General features: G+C 75.4%; 19 protein-coding genes and 1 riboswitch. Of the genes, 9 read left to right on the top strand and 10 right to left on the bottom strand.

From position 1 onward, the window contains the following. Positions 1 to 18 precede the first annotated feature (18 nt). The 3 genes from OG767_RS29745 to OG767_RS29735 form a co-directional block, all read right to left on the bottom strand. Positions 19 to 237, bottom strand: a complete 219-nt coding sequence (locus tag OG767_RS29745; protein WP_281938453.1) for a hypothetical protein — start codon at positions 235 to 237, stop codon at positions 19 to 21. A gap of 63 nt (positions 238 to 300) precedes the next feature. After that, on the bottom strand, positions 301 to 1,227 hold the full coding sequence (locus tag OG767_RS29740) for a GNAT family N-acetyltransferase (RefSeq protein WP_405091417.1): 927 nt from the start codon (positions 1,225 to 1,227) through the stop codon (positions 301 to 303). A 33-nt stretch (positions 1,228 to 1,260) separates the two neighbouring features. After that, positions 1,261 to 3,768, bottom strand: coding sequence for a S8 family serine peptidase (locus OG767_RS29735; protein ID WP_405091416.1), 2,508 nt, complete (start codon positions 3,766 to 3,768; stop codon positions 1,261 to 1,263). Positions 3,769 to 3,836: 68 nt separating this feature from the next. On the opposite strand from OG767_RS29735, the gene OG767_RS29730 reads away from it, so the two are divergent. Together OG767_RS29730 and OG767_RS29725 are read left to right on the top strand one after the other, a co-directional pair. Next, the gene (locus OG767_RS29730; protein ID WP_405094348.1) at positions 3,837 to 5,639 is read left to right on the top strand and encodes a glycerol-3-phosphate dehydrogenase/oxidase; all 1,803 of its coding nucleotides are present in this window, start codon (positions 3,837 to 3,839) and stop codon (positions 5,637 to 5,639) included. Between the two features lie 68 nt (positions 5,640 to 5,707). Beyond that, positions 5,708 to 6,217, top strand: a complete 510-nt coding sequence (locus OG767_RS29725) for a hypothetical protein (RefSeq protein WP_405091415.1) — start codon at positions 5,708 to 5,710, stop codon at positions 6,215 to 6,217. A 1-nt stretch (position 6,218) separates the two neighbouring features. Here OG767_RS29725 and OG767_RS29720 read toward each other — a convergent pair whose 3' ends face one another. After that, positions 6,219 to 7,619 (bottom strand): FAD-binding oxidoreductase, encoded by a 1,401-nt coding sequence (locus OG767_RS29720; protein ID WP_405091414.1) that lies wholly within the window; start codon positions 7,617 to 7,619, stop codon positions 6,219 to 6,221. On the opposite strand from OG767_RS29720, the gene OG767_RS29715 reads away from it, so the two are divergent. Further along, positions 7,618 to 8,001: a DUF4031 domain-containing protein gene (locus OG767_RS29715; RefSeq protein WP_405091413.1), complete on the top strand. Its 384-nt coding sequence runs from the start codon at positions 7,618 to 7,620 to the stop codon at positions 7,999 to 8,001. The two genes, OG767_RS29720 and OG767_RS29715, sit on opposite strands and share 2 nt — an antisense overlap. Here OG767_RS29715 and OG767_RS29710 read toward each other — a convergent pair. Next, positions 7,927 to 8,562, bottom strand: coding sequence for a metal-dependent phosphohydrolase (locus OG767_RS29710; RefSeq protein ID WP_405091412.1), 636 nt, complete (start codon positions 8,560 to 8,562; stop codon positions 7,927 to 7,929). The genes OG767_RS29715 and OG767_RS29710 overlap by 75 nt on opposite strands. 69 nt (positions 8,563 to 8,631) lie before the next feature. Between OG767_RS29710 and OG767_RS29705 the strand changes: the two genes are divergently transcribed. Next, positions 8,632 to 9,873: an FUSC family protein gene (locus OG767_RS29705; protein ID WP_405091411.1), complete on the top strand. Its 1,242-nt coding sequence runs from the start codon at positions 8,632 to 8,634 to the stop codon at positions 9,871 to 9,873. Between the two features lie 84 nt (positions 9,874 to 9,957). Here OG767_RS29705 and OG767_RS29700 read toward each other — a convergent pair whose 3' ends face one another. Further along, on the bottom strand, positions 9,958 to 11,229 hold the full coding sequence (locus OG767_RS29700) for an aminotransferase class V-fold PLP-dependent enzyme (RefSeq protein WP_405091410.1): 1,272 nt from the start codon (positions 11,227 to 11,229) through the stop codon (positions 9,958 to 9,960). Positions 11,230 to 11,273: 44 nt separating this feature from the next. Further along, positions 11,274 to 11,395: riboswitch (SAM riboswitch) on the bottom strand. A gap of 23 nt (positions 11,396 to 11,418) precedes the next feature. Between OG767_RS29700 and OG767_RS29695 the strand changes: the two genes are divergently transcribed. Then, complete coding sequence (locus OG767_RS29695; protein ID WP_396773746.1) at positions 11,419 to 12,867, top strand: PrsW family intramembrane metalloprotease; 1,449 nt, start codon at positions 11,419 to 11,421, stop codon at positions 12,865 to 12,867. Positions 12,868 to 12,926: 59 nt separating this feature from the next. Here OG767_RS29695 and OG767_RS29690 read toward each other — a convergent pair whose 3' ends face one another. Together OG767_RS29690 and OG767_RS29685 are read right to left on the bottom strand one after the other, a co-directional pair. Further along, the gene (locus tag OG767_RS29690; protein WP_199199902.1) at positions 12,927 to 13,094 is read right to left on the bottom strand and encodes a hypothetical protein; all 168 of its coding nucleotides are present in this window, start codon (positions 13,092 to 13,094) and stop codon (positions 12,927 to 12,929) included. An 81-nt stretch (positions 13,095 to 13,175) separates the two neighbouring features. Beyond that, the gene (locus OG767_RS29685; protein ID WP_396773744.1) at positions 13,176 to 13,523 is read right to left on the bottom strand and encodes a GroES family chaperonin; all 348 of its coding nucleotides are present in this window, start codon (positions 13,521 to 13,523) and stop codon (positions 13,176 to 13,178) included. Positions 13,524 to 13,695: 172 nt separating this feature from the next. On the opposite strand from OG767_RS29685, the gene OG767_RS29680 reads away from it, so the two are divergent. After that, on the top strand, positions 13,696 to 14,976 hold the full coding sequence (locus OG767_RS29680; RefSeq protein WP_405094347.1) for an AI-2E family transporter: 1,281 nt from the start codon (positions 13,696 to 13,698) through the stop codon (positions 14,974 to 14,976). A 52-nt stretch (positions 14,977 to 15,028) separates the two neighbouring features. On the opposite strand, the gene OG767_RS29675 is transcribed toward OG767_RS29680, so the two are convergent. Continuing rightward, complete coding sequence (locus tag OG767_RS29675; protein WP_405091409.1) at positions 15,029 to 17,161, bottom strand: ATP-dependent DNA helicase; 2,133 nt, start codon at positions 17,159 to 17,161, stop codon at positions 15,029 to 15,031. Between the two features lie 124 nt (positions 17,162 to 17,285). Here OG767_RS29675 and OG767_RS29670 point away from each other — a divergent pair, with 124 nt between their 5' ends. Next, positions 17,286 to 17,792, top strand: a complete 507-nt coding sequence (locus OG767_RS29670; protein WP_281938423.1) for a DUF402 domain-containing protein — start codon at positions 17,286 to 17,288, stop codon at positions 17,790 to 17,792. A gap of 57 nt (positions 17,793 to 17,849) precedes the next feature. Here the strand turns inward: OG767_RS29670 and OG767_RS29665 are convergent, their stop codons facing one another. Then, a complete protein-coding gene (locus tag OG767_RS29665; RefSeq protein WP_405091408.1) occupies positions 17,850 to 18,092 on the bottom strand; it encodes a hypothetical protein in 243 nt (80 codons plus the stop codon). A gap of 233 nt (positions 18,093 to 18,325) precedes the next feature. Here OG767_RS29665 and OG767_RS29660 point away from each other — a divergent pair, with 233 nt between their 5' ends. Continuing rightward, on the top strand, positions 18,326 to 19,306 hold the full coding sequence (locus tag OG767_RS29660) for a PPK2 family polyphosphate kinase (RefSeq protein ID WP_405091407.1): 981 nt from the start codon (positions 18,326 to 18,328) through the stop codon (positions 19,304 to 19,306). Between the two features lie 120 nt (positions 19,307 to 19,426). Then, complete coding sequence (locus OG767_RS29655) at positions 19,427 to 20,053, top strand: DUF47 domain-containing protein (protein WP_089157475.1); 627 nt, start codon at positions 19,427 to 19,429, stop codon at positions 20,051 to 20,053. Positions 20,054 to 20,055 lie beyond the last annotated feature (2 nt).

Genomic DNA, 20,055 nt, shown 5'->3' with positions numbered 1-20,055 from the left:
CCCCCTTCCGCGTCCGCGTCAGGTGGGCAGCGGGCGTTGGTTGCGCCGCTTGTGCGCCCGGTCGTACGGCGGCAGCAGCCGCCTCGGCTCGTCCACCGGTTGCCGGGGCTCCTCCACGGCCGGCTGGTCCGCCGCGTCCTGCTCGGCGTCGCCCACGTCGAGCCGCTCGGTGGGCAGTTCGCCGCTCGGGCGTCGGCCCGTCGCCGGGTCGTCGGTCCGTTCGTTCTCGGTGGTCATAACGGGCCTCCTCTGCCCCTCGAACGGTAGGGGCCGGCCGACAGGCGCGGAGGGTGAACGGCGTTATGCCCCGTTGATGGCCTTCCGGTAGAGAAAGAAGACGCGCTCGATCCGGGCCCCGACCGCGTTCGAGTAGAACGGCACCGGGCCGACCCAGCCGATCTGCGCCTCGGTGATCCCGGCCGCCGCCTGGTCGCGGAGGCAGCGGCGCAGCAGCACCCCGCCGATCCCGGAACCCTCGACCGCCGGGGCGGTGCCCATCGGCCCGAACCAGCTCGGCCGCGCCGACCCGTACGCGGCGAAGCCGAGGATCTCGCCGTCCCGCTCGGCCAGGTGGGTGCCGGCGTCCGGGCGGCCCACCGAACCGGCCAGCTCACCGTCCCAGACGCCGCCGAACGTGGCGCGGGCGAACGCTTCCAGCGCCGGCAGGTCCGTGGGTACGGCCCGGCGTACCGTCACGCCCCGTTCGGCCAGCCGCCGCTCGGTGGCCTCGGTGGGGCGCAGCGCCGCCGACCCCTCGGTCAGCGTGGCGGTCATGTTCCAGGCGGTCCGGTCCTGCCGGTAGCCGAGCCGCAACGCGGCGCAGACCGCCGGCGTGTAGCGGACGTCGATGCCCGGCCACGCGTAGTGCGGCGGGTTGCCGGCGAGCAGCACCTCGGACGCGCCGAGCGCGGCCAGCCGGGCCTCCGCGTCGGCCAGCAGCGCCGCGCCGATCCCCTGGCGGCGGTGCGCCGGGGCCACCGCGACCAGGTCGACGTGACCGAGCCGCGGATCGGTTGCCGACCGGGACCCGACCAGCACGCCGACCAGCGTGCCGTCGCGGATCGCGCCGAGCCGCAGCACCGGCCGGTCGGCCGCCGCCCGCTCCGCGAGTGTGGCCACCACGGCCGGCGCCTCGGCCGCGTCCTCCGGCAGGTCCAGCGACCGCCGGCAGAGCGCGACGACCTCGGGGAGGCGGTCCGGACCCAGCTCGATGATCTCCACGTCCATGGTCGCCGACCCTAGGCCATTCCGGCAGGGTTGTTAACCGTTCCGTGCCGCCCGCACCGCCGCGTACGCGTCGACCAGGCCGGCGCCGACCAGGTCCCGGGTGCCGCCGCAGGTCGTACCGGCCGGGGCGGTGGCCGGCGTGGCGGTCTCGGTGAGGATCCGGCGGGTCCGCGCCAGGTCCCCGACCAGCGCCGGGTTCGCCGACCACATCAGCGCCACCACGCCGGCCACCTGCGGCGTCGCCATCGAGGTGCCGTCCAGGGTGGCGTACCCACCGCCGGGGAACGCCGACGGCACCGCCGCGCCCGGTGCCACCAGGTCGGGCTTGGGGGCATCCCCGGTCGGGCCCCGGCTGGAGAACTCGGTGAGCCGGCGCGCCCGGTCGACCGCGCCGACCGTGAGCACGTCCGGGTACGGCGCCGGCGGGTCGACGATCGACCCGCAGTTCGGGCCGGTGTTGCCGGCGGCGGCCACCACCAGGATGCCGGCCGCGGCCAGCGCGGCGGTCGCCGGGCGCAGCGCCCCCGGATCGCACCCCTCCAGCGGCGGGCAGCCCCACGAGTTGGTCAGCACGTCCGGCGCGCGCTGCGGCCGGCCGTCGGTCAGCGGGTTCCCGCCCGGCGGGAACGGCGCCAGCATGAACTGGAGGCAGTCGAGGTAGCGGGCCGGGCTGCCGAGGTTGCGGTCCAGGTTGACGCAGCCCACCCAGCTCGCCCCGGGCGCCACCCCGATCCCGTCGCGGCCCACCGCGCTGCCGAGCGTGTGGGTGCCGTGGCCGCCCCGGTCGGCCGGTGTGCGGCGGTGCTCCCACGGGTCGTACCAGGAGTCGTCGCCGCCCCGGAATCCGGGTGCCAGCGCCGGATGCCGGCCGTCCACCCCGGAGTCGGAGCTGCCCACCACCACGCCGGCGCCGGTCACGCCCAGCTCCGACCAGACCCGGTCCGCCCCGATCAGCGACACGTTCCAGGTGGGGCCGGTCGGTGCCGGGGTGTCGCCGCGGGCCGGCGGCGCCGCCGCGGGCAGCGGACGCGGGCGCTGGTCGACGAGCACCCGGGCCACCTCGGGCCGGCCGGACAACCACGCCCGGAGGCCCGGCCCGCCGTCCGTGGAGATGGCGTTGACCAGGTAGTACGGCGTCGGGTTCAGGCGCAGCCGGGTCAGCGTGCGGCGCAGGTCGCCCTGGGTGCGGTCGGCGGTCGCCACCAGCCGCCGGTAGACCTCGGCGGCCCGCGCGTCCCGCCCCGCCCGGCCCGGCGCGCCGGCCGGCAGGCCGCTCAGGTCCGCCTGCTCGCGCAGCACCACCAGCAGCCGCTCGCCGTACAGGCCCGGCTGGCCGGGGACCACGTACACCACCGCCACGGCGGCCAGCAGGGCCCCGGCGGCCAGCCCGGCCACCCCCCGCCGGGGCGTGCCGGCGTGGCGACGGGCGAGCAGCACGGCGTACCCGACGGCGAGCAGCACCGCGACGGCGAACGCCGCGCCGGTGCCCACCGCGACCCAGAACGGCACGTCGCGACTGCTGGCCAGCAGCAGGGTGATCTCCTCCGGGTCGGTGAAGGCCAGCGGCCCGGCCAGCGCCAGGCCGACCAGCCAGCGCGCCGGCCCGGCCCCGGCGGGGCGGCCGGCGCGTCGCGCCGCGGCCTCCAGCGCGGCCAGCACGAAGCCGAGCGGCGGCAGCAGCAGCAGGCCCGGCAACTGCGCGCCGGACTGCCCCGCGCCGGCCGCCAGCATCGTCAGCGTGACGCCGGCGACCAGACCGCCGAGCAGCACCAGCCGGACCGGCCGGGGCGTCGGCCCGGCGGCGAACGCGGCCCAGAACCCGGGGCCGAGCAGTACGCCGGCCACCATCCCCAACGCGGCGGCGGCCAGGCCGGCGAGCAGCGTCTCCAGCGCGCCGCCCAGCGCGCCCACCCACACCCAGGGCAGCAGCATCGCCAGCCCGGCGGCCACCGCCAGCAACGTCACCGCGCCGGGACGCGCGCCCCCGCGGCCGGCCGGCCCGGTCCCGCCGTCCGCCGCCCTCGGCCCGGTTGGCCCGGTGGCCGTCGCCGGGCCGTCCGCCGGGATGGGGCCGGGGAGCCCGGCGGTGGTCGCCGGGGTGGGCGGACGGCGGCGGGCGAGCCGGGCGGCGGCGAGCGCGAGCAGCGCGGCGGTCACCGCCAGCGCCGCCAGGTACGCCTCGTGGTGCACCGGTGGGAGCGCCCGGAGCAGCGTCGCCGCGCCCAGCGTGAGCGCGCCGCCGGCCCACGCCCGCCCGGTCGCCCGCAGCGCCGGGGAACGCGGCAGCAGCGCCAGCGCCAGCACCGGCGCGCCGACCAGCAGCACGGTGACCGCCGCGACCACCGGCCAGACGGCCACCGCGCGGTCCAGCCCGGTGACCAGCACGACCTGGTCGACCAGCCAGCCGGTGACCTGGCCGGGCACGGTCACCAGCACCGCCCAGACGCCGGCCGCGACCGCCGCGACGACCGGCCACGGCCCGGTCTCGCGCGGCGGCGGCGGGGGTACGGGCGCAACGGGCGGGCCGATCAGCATGGTCATCACGGTACGGCCGGGACGTGTCGCCGTGGCGCGCGGACGGCTACCGTGGACGGGTGCGCGACCCCAACGTGTCCCGATCCGAGGCCGGCCAGCTCTCCGCCGAGCGCCGCGCCGACGACCTGCGCCGGCTCCGCGCCGAGCGGTTCGACGTGCTGGTCATCGGCGGTGGAGTGACCGGGGCGGGCGCCGCGCTGGACGCCGCGTCCCGAGGGCTGAAGGTCGCCCTGGTGGAGGCGCGCGACTACGCGGCCGGCACGTCCAGCCGGTCCAGCAAGCTGATCCACGGTGGCCTGCGCTACCTGGAACAGTTGGAGTTCCACCTGGTCCACGAGGCGCTGACCGAGCGCGGGCTGCTCGCCACCCGGCTCGCCCCGCACCTGGTCCGCCCGGTGCCGATCCTGGTGCCGTTGCCGACCGGGGGCGGCGTCCGCGACCTGCCCCGGCGGGTCCTCCGCCGCTCCTACTACGGGCTCGGCGTGGCCGCGTACGACGTGTTCGCCGGCGTGTTCGGCGGTGGACGCGGCATGCCGCTGCACCGGCACCTCACCCGGGAGGGCGCCCGCCGGATCTTCCCCAGCCTGCGGCCCGACACGCTGGCCGGGGCGATCCGCTACTACGACGGCCAGGTCGACGACGCCCGCCTGGTGGTCACGCTGGCCCGCACCGCGGCCAGCCTCGGCGCGACGGTCGTCACCAGCGCCCGGGCGGTCGGCCTGATCCGCCAGGCCCGCGAGGTGACCGGCGTCCGGGTGCGTGACCTGGAAGCGCCGGCCGGTTCGCCGGACGCCGAGTTCGAGGTGCGGGCCCGCACCGTGATCGCCGCGACCGGCGTGTGGAGCGACGACATGTCGCGGATGCTCAACGACGTCGGGCTGCGTCCCGGCCTGCGCGTCCGGGCGTCGAAGGGCGTGCACCTGGTGGTGCCGCGCTCGGCGATCGTCGGCGAGACCGGGCTGATCCTGCGCACCGCCACCAGCGTGCTCTTCGTCATCCCGTGGGGCGGCCACTGGATCATCGGCACCACGGACACCGACTGGCAGCTCGACCGGTCCCACCCGGCCGCCACCGCGCGCGACATCGACTACCTGCTGGAGCAGGTCAACACCGTGCTGGACCGGCCACTGACCACCGCCGACATCGAGGGCGTCTACGCCGGGCTGCGCCCGCTGCTCTCCGGCGAGGCGGACTCCACCTCCAAGCTGTCCCGGGAACACGCCGTGGTCGAGCCGATGCTCGGCCTGCTGCTGGTGGCCGGCGGGAAGTACACGACGTACCGGGTGATGGCCGCCGACGTGGTCGACCACGCGGCGCGCCGGCTCGGCCGGACCCGCCCGTCGCGCACCGCCGACCTGCCGCTGCTCGGCGCCGACGGGTACGCCGCCATGTGGCGGGACCGGGCCGACCTGGCCCGCCGGCACCGGGTGCCGGTCGGGGTGGTGGAGCACCTGCTGGAGCGCTACGGCACGCTCACCCTGGACCTGCTCGCCCTGGTCGACGCCGATCCGCTGCTCGCCTCGCCGCTGGCCGGCGCGCCGGAGTACCTCGCCGCCGAGGTCACGTACGCGGCCCGGGCCGAGGGCGCGTTGCACGTGGAGGACGTGCTCACCCGGCGTACCCGGATCTCCATCGAGACCAGCCACCGCGGCCTGGAGTCGGCGGAGCACGTCGCGGAGCTGATGGGCGCGGTGCTCGGCTGGGACGCGGCGACCCGGGCCCGGGAGGTCGCCCACTACCGGGCGCGGGTGGAGGCCGAGCGGGCGTCGCAGCTCATGCCGGACGACATCGCGGCCGACGCGGCCCGGCTCGGCGCGCCCGACGTGCGGGGCTTCGCGGCCGACCGGGGCACCGACCTCCCGGCCGCGCCCCGCTAGCCGGCCGGAACCCCTAACGGCCGCTCGACGGCTAGTGCGCGCTACCTACGGAAGTGTAGGTTTCCCGCGTGGTTCGCCCATCGTGGTCGCGCGTCCCCGCCCTGTCCGCCGGCGTCCTGCTGGCGACCGCCCTGACCGGCTGCGCGCTCCTCGGCGACGCCGGGAACGCCACCACCTCAGGTCAGCAGGGCTCGGCCACCCCGACACCGACCGGGAACCTCGTCACCCTGATGCAGCGGCTGGGCGGGGACGGCCCGGTCCGCACGCTCGACGTGGAGCCGACCGGCCGGTGGCAGTGCCGGGACTGCGCCGGCGACGGCGTCGACGCGACCGGCGCGCTGAACCCGGAACAGACGTCGCGGTTGCAGCGGATGCTCGCCGACCCGGCGCTGGCCCGGGAGACCGACCAGGCCCGGCGGTACCGGCAGCTCTGCATCGGCGTGCTGACCTCGACGCTGCTGATCCCGCCGGGACTGACCGTCACCATTCAGGACTGCCCGGGCGAGCCGGCGCCGCCGGTGGCGTACGAGGTGCTGCTGCTGCTCACCCAGGCCACGCCCGCCGACGACAAGGGCTGAGTCAGAGCACCTTGCCGGGGTTGAGCAGCCCCGCCGGGTCCAGTGCCGCCTTGATCGCCTGGTGCACCCGGACGCCCACCGGGCCGATCTCCCGCGCCAGCCAGTCCCGCTTGAGCAGCCCGACGCCGTGCTCGCCGGTGCAGGTGCCGCCCAGCTCCAGGCCGAGCCGCATGATCTCGTCGAAGGCCCGCCGGCCCCGGTCCAGGCTCGCCGGGTCGGCGCGGTCGACCACGATGTTCGGGTGCATGTTGCCGTCGCCGGCGTGCCCGACCACCCCGATCGGCACGTCACATGCGACGGCGATCCGGGCCACGCCGTCCAGCAGCTCCGCCAGCCGGCCGCGCGGCACCGCCACGTCGTCGATGACCAGGCCGCCGTTGCCGGCCGGGAACGTCTCGGCGGCGAACCGCTCCATCGCCGGGTGGGCCAGCCGCCGCGCCTGGAGCAGCGCGGCGGCCTCGGTCGCGTCGGTGGCCGCCCAGACCTCGTCGGCGCCAACCGCCGTGCACACCTCGGCGATCCGGGCCAGGTCGTCGGCCGCCCGGCCGCCGGTGTCCACCGCGGCCAGCAGCAGCGCCTCCGCGTCGGTCCGCAGCCCCATCGGCCGGTACGCCTCGATGGCCCGCAGGTGCGTGCGGTCCAGCAGCTCCAGCAGGCTCGGGGTGAGCCCCCGCTCGGCGATGCCGGCCACCGCGCCGCCGGCCGCCGCCGTGGTGCCGAAGACCGCCACCAGGGTCAGTGCCGCCTCCGGCGCCGGACGCAGCGCCACGGTCACCTCGGTGATCACGCCGAGCGTGCCCTCCGAGCCGACGAAGAGCCGGGTCAGGTCGTACCCGGCGACGCCCTTGGCGGTGCGCCGGCCGGTGCGCAGCACCTCGCCGGAGGCGAGCACCACCTCCAGGCCGAGCACGTACTCGCTGGTCACGCCGTACTTCACGCAGCACATGCCGCCGGCGTTGGTGGCCACGTTGCCGCCGATGGTGGACGACTCCCAGGAACCGGGGTCCGGCGGGTACCAGAGCCCGCGCGCCCGCACCGCAGCGGCCAGCGCGGCGTTGACCACGCCGGGCTGCACCACGGCGATCCGGCCCACCGGGTCGATCTCCACGATCCGGTCCATCGCCACCGTGCTCACCACCAGCGCGCCGGCCACCGCGTTCGCCGCGCCGGCCAGCCCGGTCCGGGCACCCTGCGGCACCACCGGTACGCCGTGCCGGCCCGCCGCGCGCACCGCCGCCACCACGCCCGCGGTGTCCCGGGGGCGGACCACCACCAGCGGGGTGCCCGAAGCGCACAGGTCGGCCTCGTCCCGCTCGTGCCCGGCCAGTAGGTCCGGGTCGGTCAGCACGGCGGACTCGCCGAGCGCGTCCCGCAGTTCGTCGAGGAGGGGATGGGCAACCATGCCGGGAAGGCTACCGGCGTACTTTGGAACGGTGCTCTACCTGGACCCGCCCGCGGTGCCCTGGCGCGGCCGGCTCTGGTCGCACCTGATCAGCGACGTCTCCTTCGCGGAGCTGCACGCCTTCGCCGAGCTGCTCGGCGCCGGCCGGCGCGGCTTCGACCGGGACCACTACGACCTGCCCGCCGAGCGGTTCCGGGTGGCGGTCTGGCTGGGCGCGACGGTGGTCCCGTCCCGCGAGATCGTCCGCCTGCTGCGCGCCGGCGGCCTGCGCCGCCCGAAACACGTCTCCGCCTCGGCCGCGCCGGTCTCAGCTCAGCGTGCTCAGCTCCCGGGTCAGGTTGGCGCGGGCCCGATGCTCCCAGCGGGCGTGCGGCTCGGGTAGCCGGTAGAGCGCCGGCAGGGCCAGCAGGTGCCGCAGCACGGCGGCCCGGCCGGCGCGGAAGGCCGGCTCCGGGACGTGGGCGTACTCGCGGCGGATGGCGGCGGCATACCTGTCGTAGTCGTCCGGCGCGGCGGCCAGCACCGCCAGGTCGGCGTCGCAGAGCAACGCGCCGTCCGGGTCGTCCGGCCCGACCGCGTGGCCGGCGGTGAGCAGCACCAGGCGGCGTACCCCGGTCACCGCCGCGGCCGGCAGCCCGGCGGCGGTGAGCAGCGCGTCGCCCAGGTCGGCGCTGGCCCGCTCGTTGGCGTCGCCGCCGGCCCGCGGGTCGTAGACCGCGTCGTGGCACCACGCCGCGAGCCGGACCAGGTCCGGGTGGCGGGCCCGATCGGCGTACGCGTCGACCACGTCGAGCACCGCCCGCAGGTGGGCCACCGTGTGGTGGTGCCGGTGCGGCTCCCGCCATCCGGCCAGCAGCCGCGCCGCGGCCCGCGCCACGGCGTCCGGATCGGTCGCGCCGGCCGCCCGGGTCGTCGCCCGCCACCGCACCGTCAGCTCGTCCATCCGGTGCAGTCTGCCCCACTCCGTCGTCGGGGCGAGGATTCACCGGGGACGGGACGGGTAGTACCCGCCATGGCCCGGGACCGACAACCGCCGTTCCTGCGGCGCATGACGTCGCGCGAAGCGCTTGGCGACCTCGACGGGCCACGGATCGCCGCCGCCATGGACGAGTTGCGCCACCGGAGCAAGGCCACGCTGCACGACCGGCTGCACCGGGTCCGGACCGCGTTCGGCCTGGCGTTGCAGGCGGGGCTCGCGGCCGGCCTGGCGTACCTGGTCTCGCACCGGCTGCTGCACAACCCGCAGCCGGTCTTCGCCCCGATCTCCGCGGTGGGCACGCTCGCCGCCTCGGTGGGGCAGCGGTTCCGGCGTACCGTCGAGCTGATCATCGGGGTGGCGGTCGGCGTCCTCGTCGGCGACGTGCTGATCTACTTCCTCGGCACCGGCGCCTGGCAGCTCGCGTTGGTGGTGACCTCGGCGATCCTGCTGACCATCTTCGCCGGGGCGAGCGTGGCCATCGTGATCCAGGCGGCGGCCACCGCGGTGCTGATCGTGACGCTCAGCCCGTCCACCCAGAACATCGAGTTCCCGCGCTTCGTCGACGCCTTCATCGGCGGCAGCATCGCGCTGCTGGTGACCGCCGTCCTGCTCCCGCTCAACCCGCTCCGGGTGATCAACCGGGCCGCCCGACCGGCGCTGGACCTGCTCGCCGAGCAGCTCGACGCGTGCGCCGAGGCGCTGCGCAACCGGGACCGGGGCGCGGCCCAGCGGGCGCTGTTCCGGCTCCGGGAGAACAAGGAGGAGTTGGATGCGCTCAGCGAGGCGATCGAGGGCGCCAAGGAGACCATCACCATCTCGCCGGCCCGCTGGCACCGGCGCAGCGAGCTGACCCACTACGCGGAGGCGGCCGAGCCGATCGACCGGGCGATGCGCAACAGCGGCACGCTGATCCGCCGCGCGGTCACCATGATCGAGGACGAGGAGTCGATCCCCGAGCCGATGCCCGACTCCGTCGCCCACCTCGCCGAGTCGGTACGCCTGCTCCGGCACGAGTTCGCCGTCGGCGAGGAGCCGGAACAGGCCCGGGAGCGGGCGCTGCGGGCGGTCAGCGAGGCCGGCCGGGCGTACGCCGACGGGGTCGGCTTCTCCGGCAGCGTGGTGATCGCCCAGGTGCGGACCGCCGCCAGCGACCTGATGGTGGCGTCCGGCATCGACCAGGAGGAGGCGAACCGCCTGGTCCGGCAGGCGTTCCACGGAAAGGACCAGCCCTCCGACGCTCCCCCCACCGCCCCCACCGCCCCTCCGGTCGGCTGACCCCCGCCCCCACCCCCACCCCTGCCTCGGTGATCATGAGGTTGGCGGGTGGGAGAGCGTTTTCCGGGTCGGTCAACTTCATGATCAACGGGGATGGGGGAGGGTGGCCAGGGCGGTCAGCAGGGTGTCGATCTCGTGGGCGGTGGTGCCCAGGCCGAGGCTCGCGCGCAGCGCGGTGGGCGGCAGGTCGGTGCGGGCCGAGCGGGCGGCGGCCTCGGTCAGCAGGCGGCGGGTCAGCGGATGGGCGCAGAACAGGCCGTCCCGCACGCCGATCCGGTGCCGGGCCGCCAGGTGCGCGGCCACCTCGGCGGAGTCCCGCCCGGCGACCACGAAGCTGACGATCCCCACCCGGGGCGCGTCCGGGCCGAACGTGCGCAGCTCCACCACGTCCGGCAGCGCGGCCAGGCCGGACCGCAGCCGGGACAGCAGCGCCTGCTCCCGGGCGTGCAGCGCGGTCCGGTCCGCCGCCGAGAACGCCGCGCAGACCGCCGCCAGCGCCACCGCGCCGAGCAGGTTCGGGGTGCCGCCCTCGTGCCGGGCCGGGCCGGTCACCCACCGCACCTCGTGGGTGGCCGCACCGACGTGACCGGTGGCCCCGCCGCCGGCCAGGTACGGAGCGGCGGCGTCCAGCCAGTCCGCGCGCCCGACCAGCACGCCGGCGCCGAACGGGGCGTACAGCTTGTGGCCGGAGAGCGCCAGGTAGTCCACGTCCAGCGTGGCCACGTCGACCGGGGCGTGCGGGGCGAGCTGCGCGGCGTCCACCAGGATGCGCGCGCCGTACCGGTGGGCCATCCGGGCCAGCTCGGCGACCGGCCAGCACTCGCCGGTGACGTTGCTGGCGCCGGTCACCGCGACCAGCACCGGCCGGCCGGGCCGGGCGTCACGGGCCAGCTCGGCAAGCGCCAGGCTCAGCGACCGGACCGCGCCGGCCGGGCTGTCCGGCACCGGCAGCCGGACCGAGCCGCGCGGCCAGGGGAGCAGGTTCGCGTGGTGCTCCCCGCCGAACGTGACCACCGTGCTGCCGGCCGGCAGCGCCCGGGCCAGCAGGTTCAGCGCGTCCGTGGTGTTCCGGGTGAAGATCACGTGGTCGGTGGGACGCGCGCCGACGAAGTCCGCCACGGTCTGCCGGGCCCGCTCGTAGGCGAGCGTGCAGCGCCGGGACAGCGCGCCCGCGCCGCGGTGCACGCTCGCGTACCAGGGCAGCAGCTCGGCCACCGCGTCGGCCGCGGCCCGCGCGCACGGCGCGCTGGCGGCGTGGTCCAGGTTGATCTCTCCCGGTACGCCGAGCACGCCGAGCGGGTCCGGTCGGACCGGAACGGGCAGCGTGGGGAGGGCGGGTACGAGGGTGACGGTCATGGCGGAGCCTCCGGGTAACCGGGGACCCCGGGGTGCCGGGACGGGGTCCGCGCTTGCCCAGCACGCGAAGCGGCGCTGGGCCCGGTCATCACCCGGGGCACCCCACCGCGAACTCGACGAGGGTTGCCGGCCAGCAAGCCGGGGCTTGACGCTGGCGCTCGTGACCTGCCCGGCAGCATAGCCGTCACGATGCGGCCGGACCAGTGGGGCGCGGGTGGCTACGCTGACCGCATGGCCGTCACCCCGCCCGGCGGAGCACCGCCGCCGCCCGCGCCCGCCGTCCCGCCGCCCGGGGCGTCGACGCCGCGCATGCCGCTGCGCCGGCTCGGCTGGCGGCGCTTCCTGGCGCTGGCCGCGGTGGTGCTGCTGATCGCGGCCGGCGCGCTGTTCATGGTCTTCACGCTGGGCGAGAGCCTGGGCGCGGAGGCGCTGCTGGTCGGCGTGATCGCGGCGATCCTGCCGGTGCCGGTGCTGGTGTCCTGCTTCCTCTGGCTCGACCGTTACGAACCCGAGCCGCTGAAATACCTGATCTTCTGCTTCGCCTGGGGCGCGTTCGTCTCCACCGCCATCTCGCTGCTGGTCAACGAGACCGGCGCGCGACTGTTCGAGGACCGCGGGTTGCCCGCCGCGCTGACCGCCGTGCTCGTCGCGCCGTTCATCGAGGAGCTGACCAAGGCGGCCGGCCCGATCCTGCTGCTGATCTTCCGGCGTCGGGAGATCTCCGGGATCACCGACGGGCTGGTCTACTGCGGGCTGTCCGCGGTCGGCTTCGCCATGGTCGAGAACATCCTCTACCTGGGCGGATACGGCTACCGCACCGGCGTGGAGGAGTACGGCCCGGCCACCGGCGCGCAGCAGGTGATCGCGATCTTCATCGTACGGATCCTGCTCTTCGGCTTCGCCCACCCGCTGTTCACCTCGATGACCGGCGTCGGGCTGGGCGTGGCCGCGCGGACCGCCGACCGGCGGGTGCGGATCCTCGCCCCGCTCGCCGGCCTGCTGCTGGCCATGATGCTGCACGGCACCTGGAACCTGCTGCCGTCACTGGCCCAGGCCACCGGGCAGCAGGTGATCGTGCTCTACGGCTACCTCGGCGTCATGGTGCCCATCTTCTTCGGCATGGTGGGGCTGGCCGTCTGGCTGCGGGCCTGGGAGGGCCGGCTCACCGAGCGCACGCTGCCCGACTACGTCCGGGCCGGTTGGCTCACCCCGCCCGAGGTGGCGGCGCTGGGCAGCCTGGGCCGGCGGCACGCGGCCCGCACCTGGGCCCGGCGGGTGGCCGGCGACGGCGGCGTGAAGGCGATGCGCGGCTACCAGTTCGCCGCGACCCGGCTGGCGCTGCTGCGCGACGGGATGCGCCGAGGGCTGGACCGCAAGCCCGCCGAGCGGGACCGGACGGCACGGGAGGAACGGGAGCTGCTGGATGCGATCGCCGCGTACCGGTCGTTCTTCGTCGGTCGTGATCCGCAGGCGCCGGTCGGGGTCTGGGACGGGCAGCGCTACCACCTGCGGTTCCCGGACGGGTCCCGGCGGGCCGTCGAGGCGCCGGACGAGCCGGTGGTGCCGATCCCGGTGGTGCTGGCCCCGCCGCCCCCGCCCCCGGGCTACGGCCCGCACGCCTGGCACCCGCACGGCTGAGCCCGGCCCGCTGTCGCGCGCGGCTGAGCCGCCTGTCGCGCGCGCCGGCCCGGGCGGGGTCAGGCCATCAGGCCGGTGAGGAAGTCGCCGAGCCCCTGGGCGATGGCCATCAGCGCGGCCCCGATCCCCCGGAACAGCTGCGCCGCGCCGTCCGGCCGGAACGCCATGAAGTAGATCAGGAACGCGAGGAACCCCCAGGCGAGAATCCTCTTGATCACGATCGGCATGGTCCCTCCCCAGGGCGCACTGAGGTGCCTGGGCTTCCCGCCGGGCAGCGCCGCAAACGGCGCCGGGGGAGGGGCGGCGGACTAGAGGTAGAGCCCGGTGGAGCCGGTCGCGCTGTCCTCCACCCGTTCCGCCGCCACCGCGTGCACGTCGCGCTCGCGCAGCAGCACGTACGCCCGGCCGTGCAGCTCGACCTCGGAGCGGTCGTCCGGGTCGAAGAGCACCCGGTCCCCGGACACGATCGAGCGCACGTGCGGCCCCACGCCGACCGCCGTGGCCCAGGCGAGCCGCTTGCCGACCGCCGCGGTCGCCGGGATCACGATGCCGGCGGTGGAGCGGCGTTCCCCCTCACCACCCTCGGTACGCACCAGCACGCGATCGTGCAGCAGGCGGATGGGCAGCCCGGCGTCGAGACTCTGGTCGGCGGTCACACCGAAACGCTACCGCGTGCCGATCGGCCGCTTCCGTCGTGGTTGCCGGGAGCGGCGGCGGGGCAATGTGTGGCGGGACCGCCCTAGGGTGGGGCGGTCGGACGTATCCTGTCCCCCCTGTGACGTGGGTGGGTCAACTGTGCGGGAGGTGCGCTTGAGCCGCTTCGAGCGGATGCGCGGACGGCTCCGCCGCGCGTACGAGACAGGCCGTGATTCGGCCCGGTCCCGCCGGTACGAGGACGACCCGACGCCGGAAGACGCAGGCGTGGCGTCGCCGGCCTCGCCGGGTCCGGTGGCGTCGCCGTCGGCGACCGTGGTGGGTGCCCCGCCGCCGGCCGCGATGCACTCCTCGACGGTCAGCCGGGACGACACCGAGGTGCCGCACGCGCTGCGCATCGCCGCCGCCTGGTGCTGGCGCCTGATCGTGATCGGCATCGTCACCTGGGCCCTGCTGAAGATCGTCGGCACGATCAGCATCGTGATCATCCCGCTGACCGTCGCGCTGCTGCTCTCGGCGCTGCTCGCCCCGGCGGTCGGCTGGCTGCTCAGGGCCCGGTTCCCCCGCTCGCTGGCGACCGGCGTGGTGCTGGTCGGCGGCCTGGCCGCGGTGATCGGCACGCTCACCCTGGTGGTCAACGAGTTCATCCAGGGCGTGCCGGAGCTGAGCGAGAAGTCCTCGCAGGGCGTCCGGCAGATCCAGGACTGGCTCAAGACCGGGCCGCTGCACCTGTCCGACAGCCAGCTCGACCGCTACATCAACGAGGCACAGGCCTGGATCAACGGCAACACCGAGCGGTTCACCAGCGGCGCGCTCAGCACCGCCGCGACGCTCGCCGAGGTGCTCACCGGCACCGTCCTGGTGCTCTTCGCGACGTTCTTCTTCCTGCGCGACGGCAACAACATCTGGCGGTTCCTGGTCCGGCTGCTGCCGGTGGCCGCGCGCTGGAAGGTCGACGACGCCGGCCGCGCGTCCTGGGCGACGCTCGGCGCGTACGTGCGGGCCACCGTGCTGGTCGCGTTCATCGACGCCGTGGGCATCGGCATCTTCCTGGTCATCTTCGACATCCCGTTCGCGTTCCCACTGGCCGCGCTGGTCTTCCTGGGCGCGTTCATCCCGATCGTCGGCGCGTTCCTCTCCGGCGTGGTGGCCGTGCTGGTCGCGCTGGTCGACAGCGGCCCGGTGACCGCCCTGATCATCCTGGGCGTGGTGGTCGGCGTGCAGCAGATCGAGGGCCACGTGCTCCAGCCGCTGATCATGGGCCGCGCGGTGGCCATCCACCCGCTCGCCGTGATCATCGGCATCGCCGCCGGGGTGGTGCTGGCCGGCATCGCCGGCGCGCTGGTCTCGGTGCCGCTGATCGCCGTGCTCAACACCGCGGTCCGCCGGCTCGCCGCGCGTACCGTGCCGGACACCCCGCCGGACGCCGTGGTGGTCGCCTCTCAGGCGCCCTGACCCGGCCCGATCCGCCGACGCCCGCGTCACCCCGCCCGGGGAGGCGCGGGCGTCAGCTCTTGGCCAGCCGTTCCAGCGCGCCCCGGGCCACCTCGGGCCGGGTCGTGTACCAGAACGGGGGCAGCGACCGGCGCAGGAACGGGCCGTAGCCGCGTGCCGTCTCCAGCCGCGAGTCGAGCACCGCCACCACACCCCGGTCGCCGGTGGCCCGGATCAGCCGACCCACGCCCTGCGCCAGCCGGACCGCCGCGATCGGCACGCTGACCGCCGCGAACCCGGAGCCGCCGCCGGCGTCCACCGCCGCCGCCCGGGCCGCGGCGAGCGGCTCGTCGGGCCGGGGGAACGGCAGCCGGTCGATCACCACGAGCTGGCAGGCGTCGCCCGGCACGTCCACCCCCTGCCAGAGCGACATCACCCCGAACAGGCAGCTTTCCCGCTCCTGCCGGAACCGGCGGACCAGCAGCGGCAACGCCTCCTCGCCCTGGAGCAGCACGGGCAGGTCGGTCCGCGCGCGGACCAGCTCCGCCGCCTGCTGCGCGGCCCGCCGGGAGGAGAAGAGCCCGAGGGTACGCCCACTGAGCGCGCCGACCAGCGCCAGCAGCTCCTCGCCGGCCGCCGTGGGCAGCCCGGAGACGCTGGGGCGGGGCAGGTGCGCGGCCACGTAGAGGATGCCCTGCCGGGCGTAGTCGAACGGCGAGCCGACGTCGAGCGACCGCCAGCCCGGACCCTCGGTGGCCGGTACGGTGCCGATCGCCGCCCGGCTGCCCTCGGTGCTCGCCACCGGCGCCGGGTCGGTGCCGCGGCCGGCGGCGGCAGCGGTGGCCGCCGCGGCGGCGGCCGGCGACGGCGGGGCCGGTGGCGGCGCGTCCAGCCCGAGCGCCCGGGCCACCGTGTCGAAGCGCCCGCCCAGCGCCAGCGTGGCCGAGGTGGCGACCACGGTGCGTTCGTCGTAGAGGTGGGTGGCGAGCGTGCCGGCCACCGACAGCGGCGCCACCACCAGTGCCCGGCGGCTGCCGTTCTCCGGGTTCTCCACCCAGGCCACGTCGTGGTCGCCCTCCTCCAGCAACCGCTGGGCGGTGGTGGACAGCTCGTCCAGCACCGCCTTGGCCTGCTGTTTGCGGACCGGGTCGGGGTCGTCGGCCTTCACGTCGCCGATCGTCTCCAGCGCGGCCCGGGTCGCCGAGTCGAGCAACGTGCACGCCTCGCGCAGCGCGGGCGGCAGGCCGGCGGTGAGCCGACCGGCGGGCGCCTCGGCCAGCCCCACGGCCAGCGCGTCGCCGGCCTCGGTGAGCCGGTCGGCGTGGTCGGGGCGCAGCAGCGGCCGGGCGCGGCGGGTGGACCTGTCGATCAGCTCCGGCACCAGCTCGGCCTGGGCCGCCGAGGAGACCCGGTCGGCCAACTCGTGCGCCTCGTCCACCACGAGCAGCCGGTGCGGGGGCACGATGTGCCGTCCGGCGAGCATGTCCACGGCGAGCAGGCTGTGGTTGGTCACCACCAGGTCGGCCTCCCGGGCGCGGGCCCGCGACGCCTCCGCGAAGCACTCCTGCCCGAACGGGCAGCGGCTCGCGCCGACACACTCCCGGGCCGGCATCGAGACGCTGCGCCAGACCTGGTCGTCGACGCCCGGATCCAGCTCGTCGCGGTCGCCGGTGGCGGTCTCCTCCGCCCAGTCGCGCAGCCGCTGCACCTGCTTGCCCAGCCGGCCCGCCTCGCCGAGCCACTTCGTGCCGCCGGGCCGGGGCGCGTCGAACAGCGCGTCGTCCGGCTCGTCCTCGACGGAGCTGTCCAACCGGGCCAGGCAGAGATAGTGGTGCCGGCCCTTCAGCACGGCGAACGTGGGGCGACGGCCGAGCACCGGCTCGACCGCGTCGGCCAGCCGGGGCAGGTCGTGGTCGACGAGCTGGGACTGCAACGCCAGCGTGGCGGTGGAGACCACCACCGGGCCGTCCACGGTCAGCGCCGGCGCCAGGTAGGCCAGGGACTTGCCGGTGCCGGTGCCGGCCTGCACCAGCAGGTGCTCGCCGGAGGCGATGCTGCGCTCGATCGCCTCCGCCATGAGCTGCTGGCCGGGCCGGGTCGCGCCGCCCGGGACCGCGCCGACCGCGGCGGCCAGCAGCTCCGTGCCGCTCGCGCGGCCACTCCGGCGCTTCTTCGGGACGGGGGTGGCGGTGCGGGACGGGCTCACCGTGCGACCGTACCCGCCGGCACCGACGCCGGTCCGGCCGCTCCGGCGGCGTGGCGCGGTGCCGGGTCGCGTCCGGTTACCTGCCGATCGCGTGGCGTGGCCGGAATCGGTTAGGGTGCCAGGCATGCCGAGCGATGTGGTCCGCGTGATCTACCGCAAGTACGACGGCAGCGCCCACCGCGACTACCCGGCCCGTCGGCTCGCCGAGGACGACCTCGGCATCTGGCTCGGCGTGCCGGTCGGCACCGAGTCGGTTTACCACGGCCGGCCGTCGGTCGAGCAGATTCCGTTCGTCCTGCTGGTGCCCCGGAACGCCTGGTGGACGGGCATGTTCAACCCGCCGCCGCGCACCAGCGAGGTCTACTGCGACATCGCCACCCCGGCCCGGTGGGAGGGCGACGAGACGGTCCACCTGGTCGACCTCGACCTGGACGTGGTGCGCCGCCGCGAGACCGGCCTGGTCGAGCTGCGCGACGAGGACGAGTTCGCCGAGCACCGGGCCCGGTGGAACTACCCGGACGACCTGGTCGCCGAGGCGGAGGCGGCGTCCCGCTGGCTGCTCGGCGCGCTCGGCGACGGCACCGAGCCGTTCGCCACCTCGTACCGGAAGTGGTTGGCCCTGGTGGTCTGAACCGCGCTCACCAGCGCGCCGGCCGGCCGGCGTCCGGGCCTAGCGGCGGCAGGTCACCTACCTTCTCCGGGTTGAGCTGGTTGAACACTCCGGTGACCCGTCCCCGTGCACCGCCCGGCGGGCCCGGGACGCGACGCGGACCGCGCGTTCGGCCGGGTCGGACGCGAACCCGTCCGCCGGCAGGCCGGTCACCATCGGCTCCGGCAGCCACTGACCCCGGTACGCCTCGCGGCGCACCCGCGCCGAGCGGAGGACGTCCGGGCAGGGCCGCGAGCAGGTGGTGGTCAACCACATCTCCATTCGCCGCCTTCGCCCCCGCCCATCTCCTGGAATACGAGATCGATCTTCCGAATAGCAGGATTGTAGTGAATCTTGGAAGAAATCGGCCCCTATGAGGGCCATTTCGTACCAAGATCTCCTCCGCGCCGCGCCGCGCCGCTCGGCGGCGGGCGGGCGCGGCCGGGTGGAACCGCAAAGCGGGCGTACCGGACGCGTCGTGCCCATGGCTGGGCCGTAAGGGTGAGGATCGGGGGATGAGTGGACTGGTGAGGCCCGAGGACGGGTCGATGCGGAAGCTGCTGCGGGTGGGGCCGGGGTCGACGGACCTCACGGCCGTGGACCCCCGCTCGACGCCGGGGCTGCCGAAGGCGGCCGGCCGGGGGTCGGCGCGCAAGGAATGGGCCCGTGGCCAGGTCGAGCTGGTCGGTGCGGAGCTGGCCCGGCAGCAGGAGATGCTGTACGCCGCCGCCCAGGTCGCCGCCGGCCCGAACGCCGCCACCAGCGCGCCCGTCCAGGCCGGGGCGCACCTGGGCGCGGGCCGGCCGCGCCGGGTGCTGCTGGTGCTCCAGGCCATGGACTGCGGCGGCAAGGACGGCGCGGTGAAGCGGGTGGCCGGCGCGATGAACCCGCTCGGGCTGCACATCCGCTCGTTCGGCCCGCCCACCGAGGAGGAGCTGCGGCACGACTTCCTGTGGCGGATCCGGCGGGCGCTGCCACCCCCGGGCTACGTGGGCGTGTTCAACCGCTCGCACTACGAGGACGTGCTGATCGCCCGGGTGGAAGGGCTGGTCGACGAGGCCACCTGGCGGTCCCGCTACGAGATCATCAACGACTTCGAGCGGGAGTTGACCGAGCAGGCGGTCACCGTGGTCAAGGTCATGCTGCACATCTCCTACGCCGAGCAGGGTGAGCGGCTGATGGAGCGGCTGACCGACCCGACGAAGCACTGGAAGTACAACCCGAGCGACCTGGACACCCGGGCCCGGTGGGACGACTACCAGGCCGCGTACGCCGAGGCGCTGGAGCGCTGCGGCACGGACGCCGCGCCCTGGTTCGTGGTGCCGGCGGACCGCAAGTGGTACCGCGACTGGGCGCTGGCCCACCTGCTGCGCGAGACGTTCGACGGCCTGGATCTCGGGTATCCGGCTGCCGATTTCGACGTGGAACGGGAGCGTGACCGGTTGCGTGACCAGGGCTTCGAGCACTCAGGTGAACAGCAGGTGAACGAGCGGTGAATCGGGTCTGACCAGGGGTGGGCCGGTCGATGCCCGGTTCCGGCGGGTCCCTAGCATGCCCAGAGCAGGCGCCTTGCCAGGCGACGGCCACCCTTCCACCGACACGACGAGGTCCGTGCTGTGAAGTTTTCCTTCCGTCCCACCGAGGGCGCCTTCTACGAGCTCTTCACCAGGGCCGCGCAGAACCTGGTGAAGGGGACCGACCTGCTCAACGAGCTGGGCCTGCCCGGCGCCGACGTGCAGTCGATCAGCGAGCGGCTGACCGAGGTCGAGCACGACAGCGACCAGATCACGCACGACCTCTACAAGAAGATCAACTCCACCTTCATCACGCCGTTCGACCGGGAGGACATCTACCGGCTGGGCTCGCTGCTCGACGACGTGATGGACCACCTGGAGGCGGTCGGCAACCTGCTCTACCTGTACGGCCTGACCAAGCTCCCGTCGCTCCCGCGAGAGCTGCACGAGCTGGTCAACGTGCTCGACCAGCAGGCCAAGCTCACCGCCGAGGCGATGCCCCGGCTGAAGTCGATGAAGGATCTCGAGGACTACTGGATCGAGTGCAACCGGCTGGAGAACGACGGCGACCAGGCGTACCGGATGCTGCTGGTGCGGCTCTTCTCCGGCGAGTACGACGCGCTCACGGTGCTGAAGATGAAGGAGGTCGCCGACGAGCTGGAGGCCGCCTGCGACGCCTTCGAGCACGTCGCCAACACCGTCGAGACCATCGCGGTCAAGGAGTCCTGATC

It is taken from the genome of Micromonospora sp. NBC_01392, from assembly GCF_045040125.1.
Taxonomy (GTDB): Bacteria; Actinomycetota; Actinomycetes; order Mycobacteriales; family Micromonosporaceae; genus Micromonospora.
This window is presented reverse-complemented; position numbering and strand designations above follow the sequence as displayed.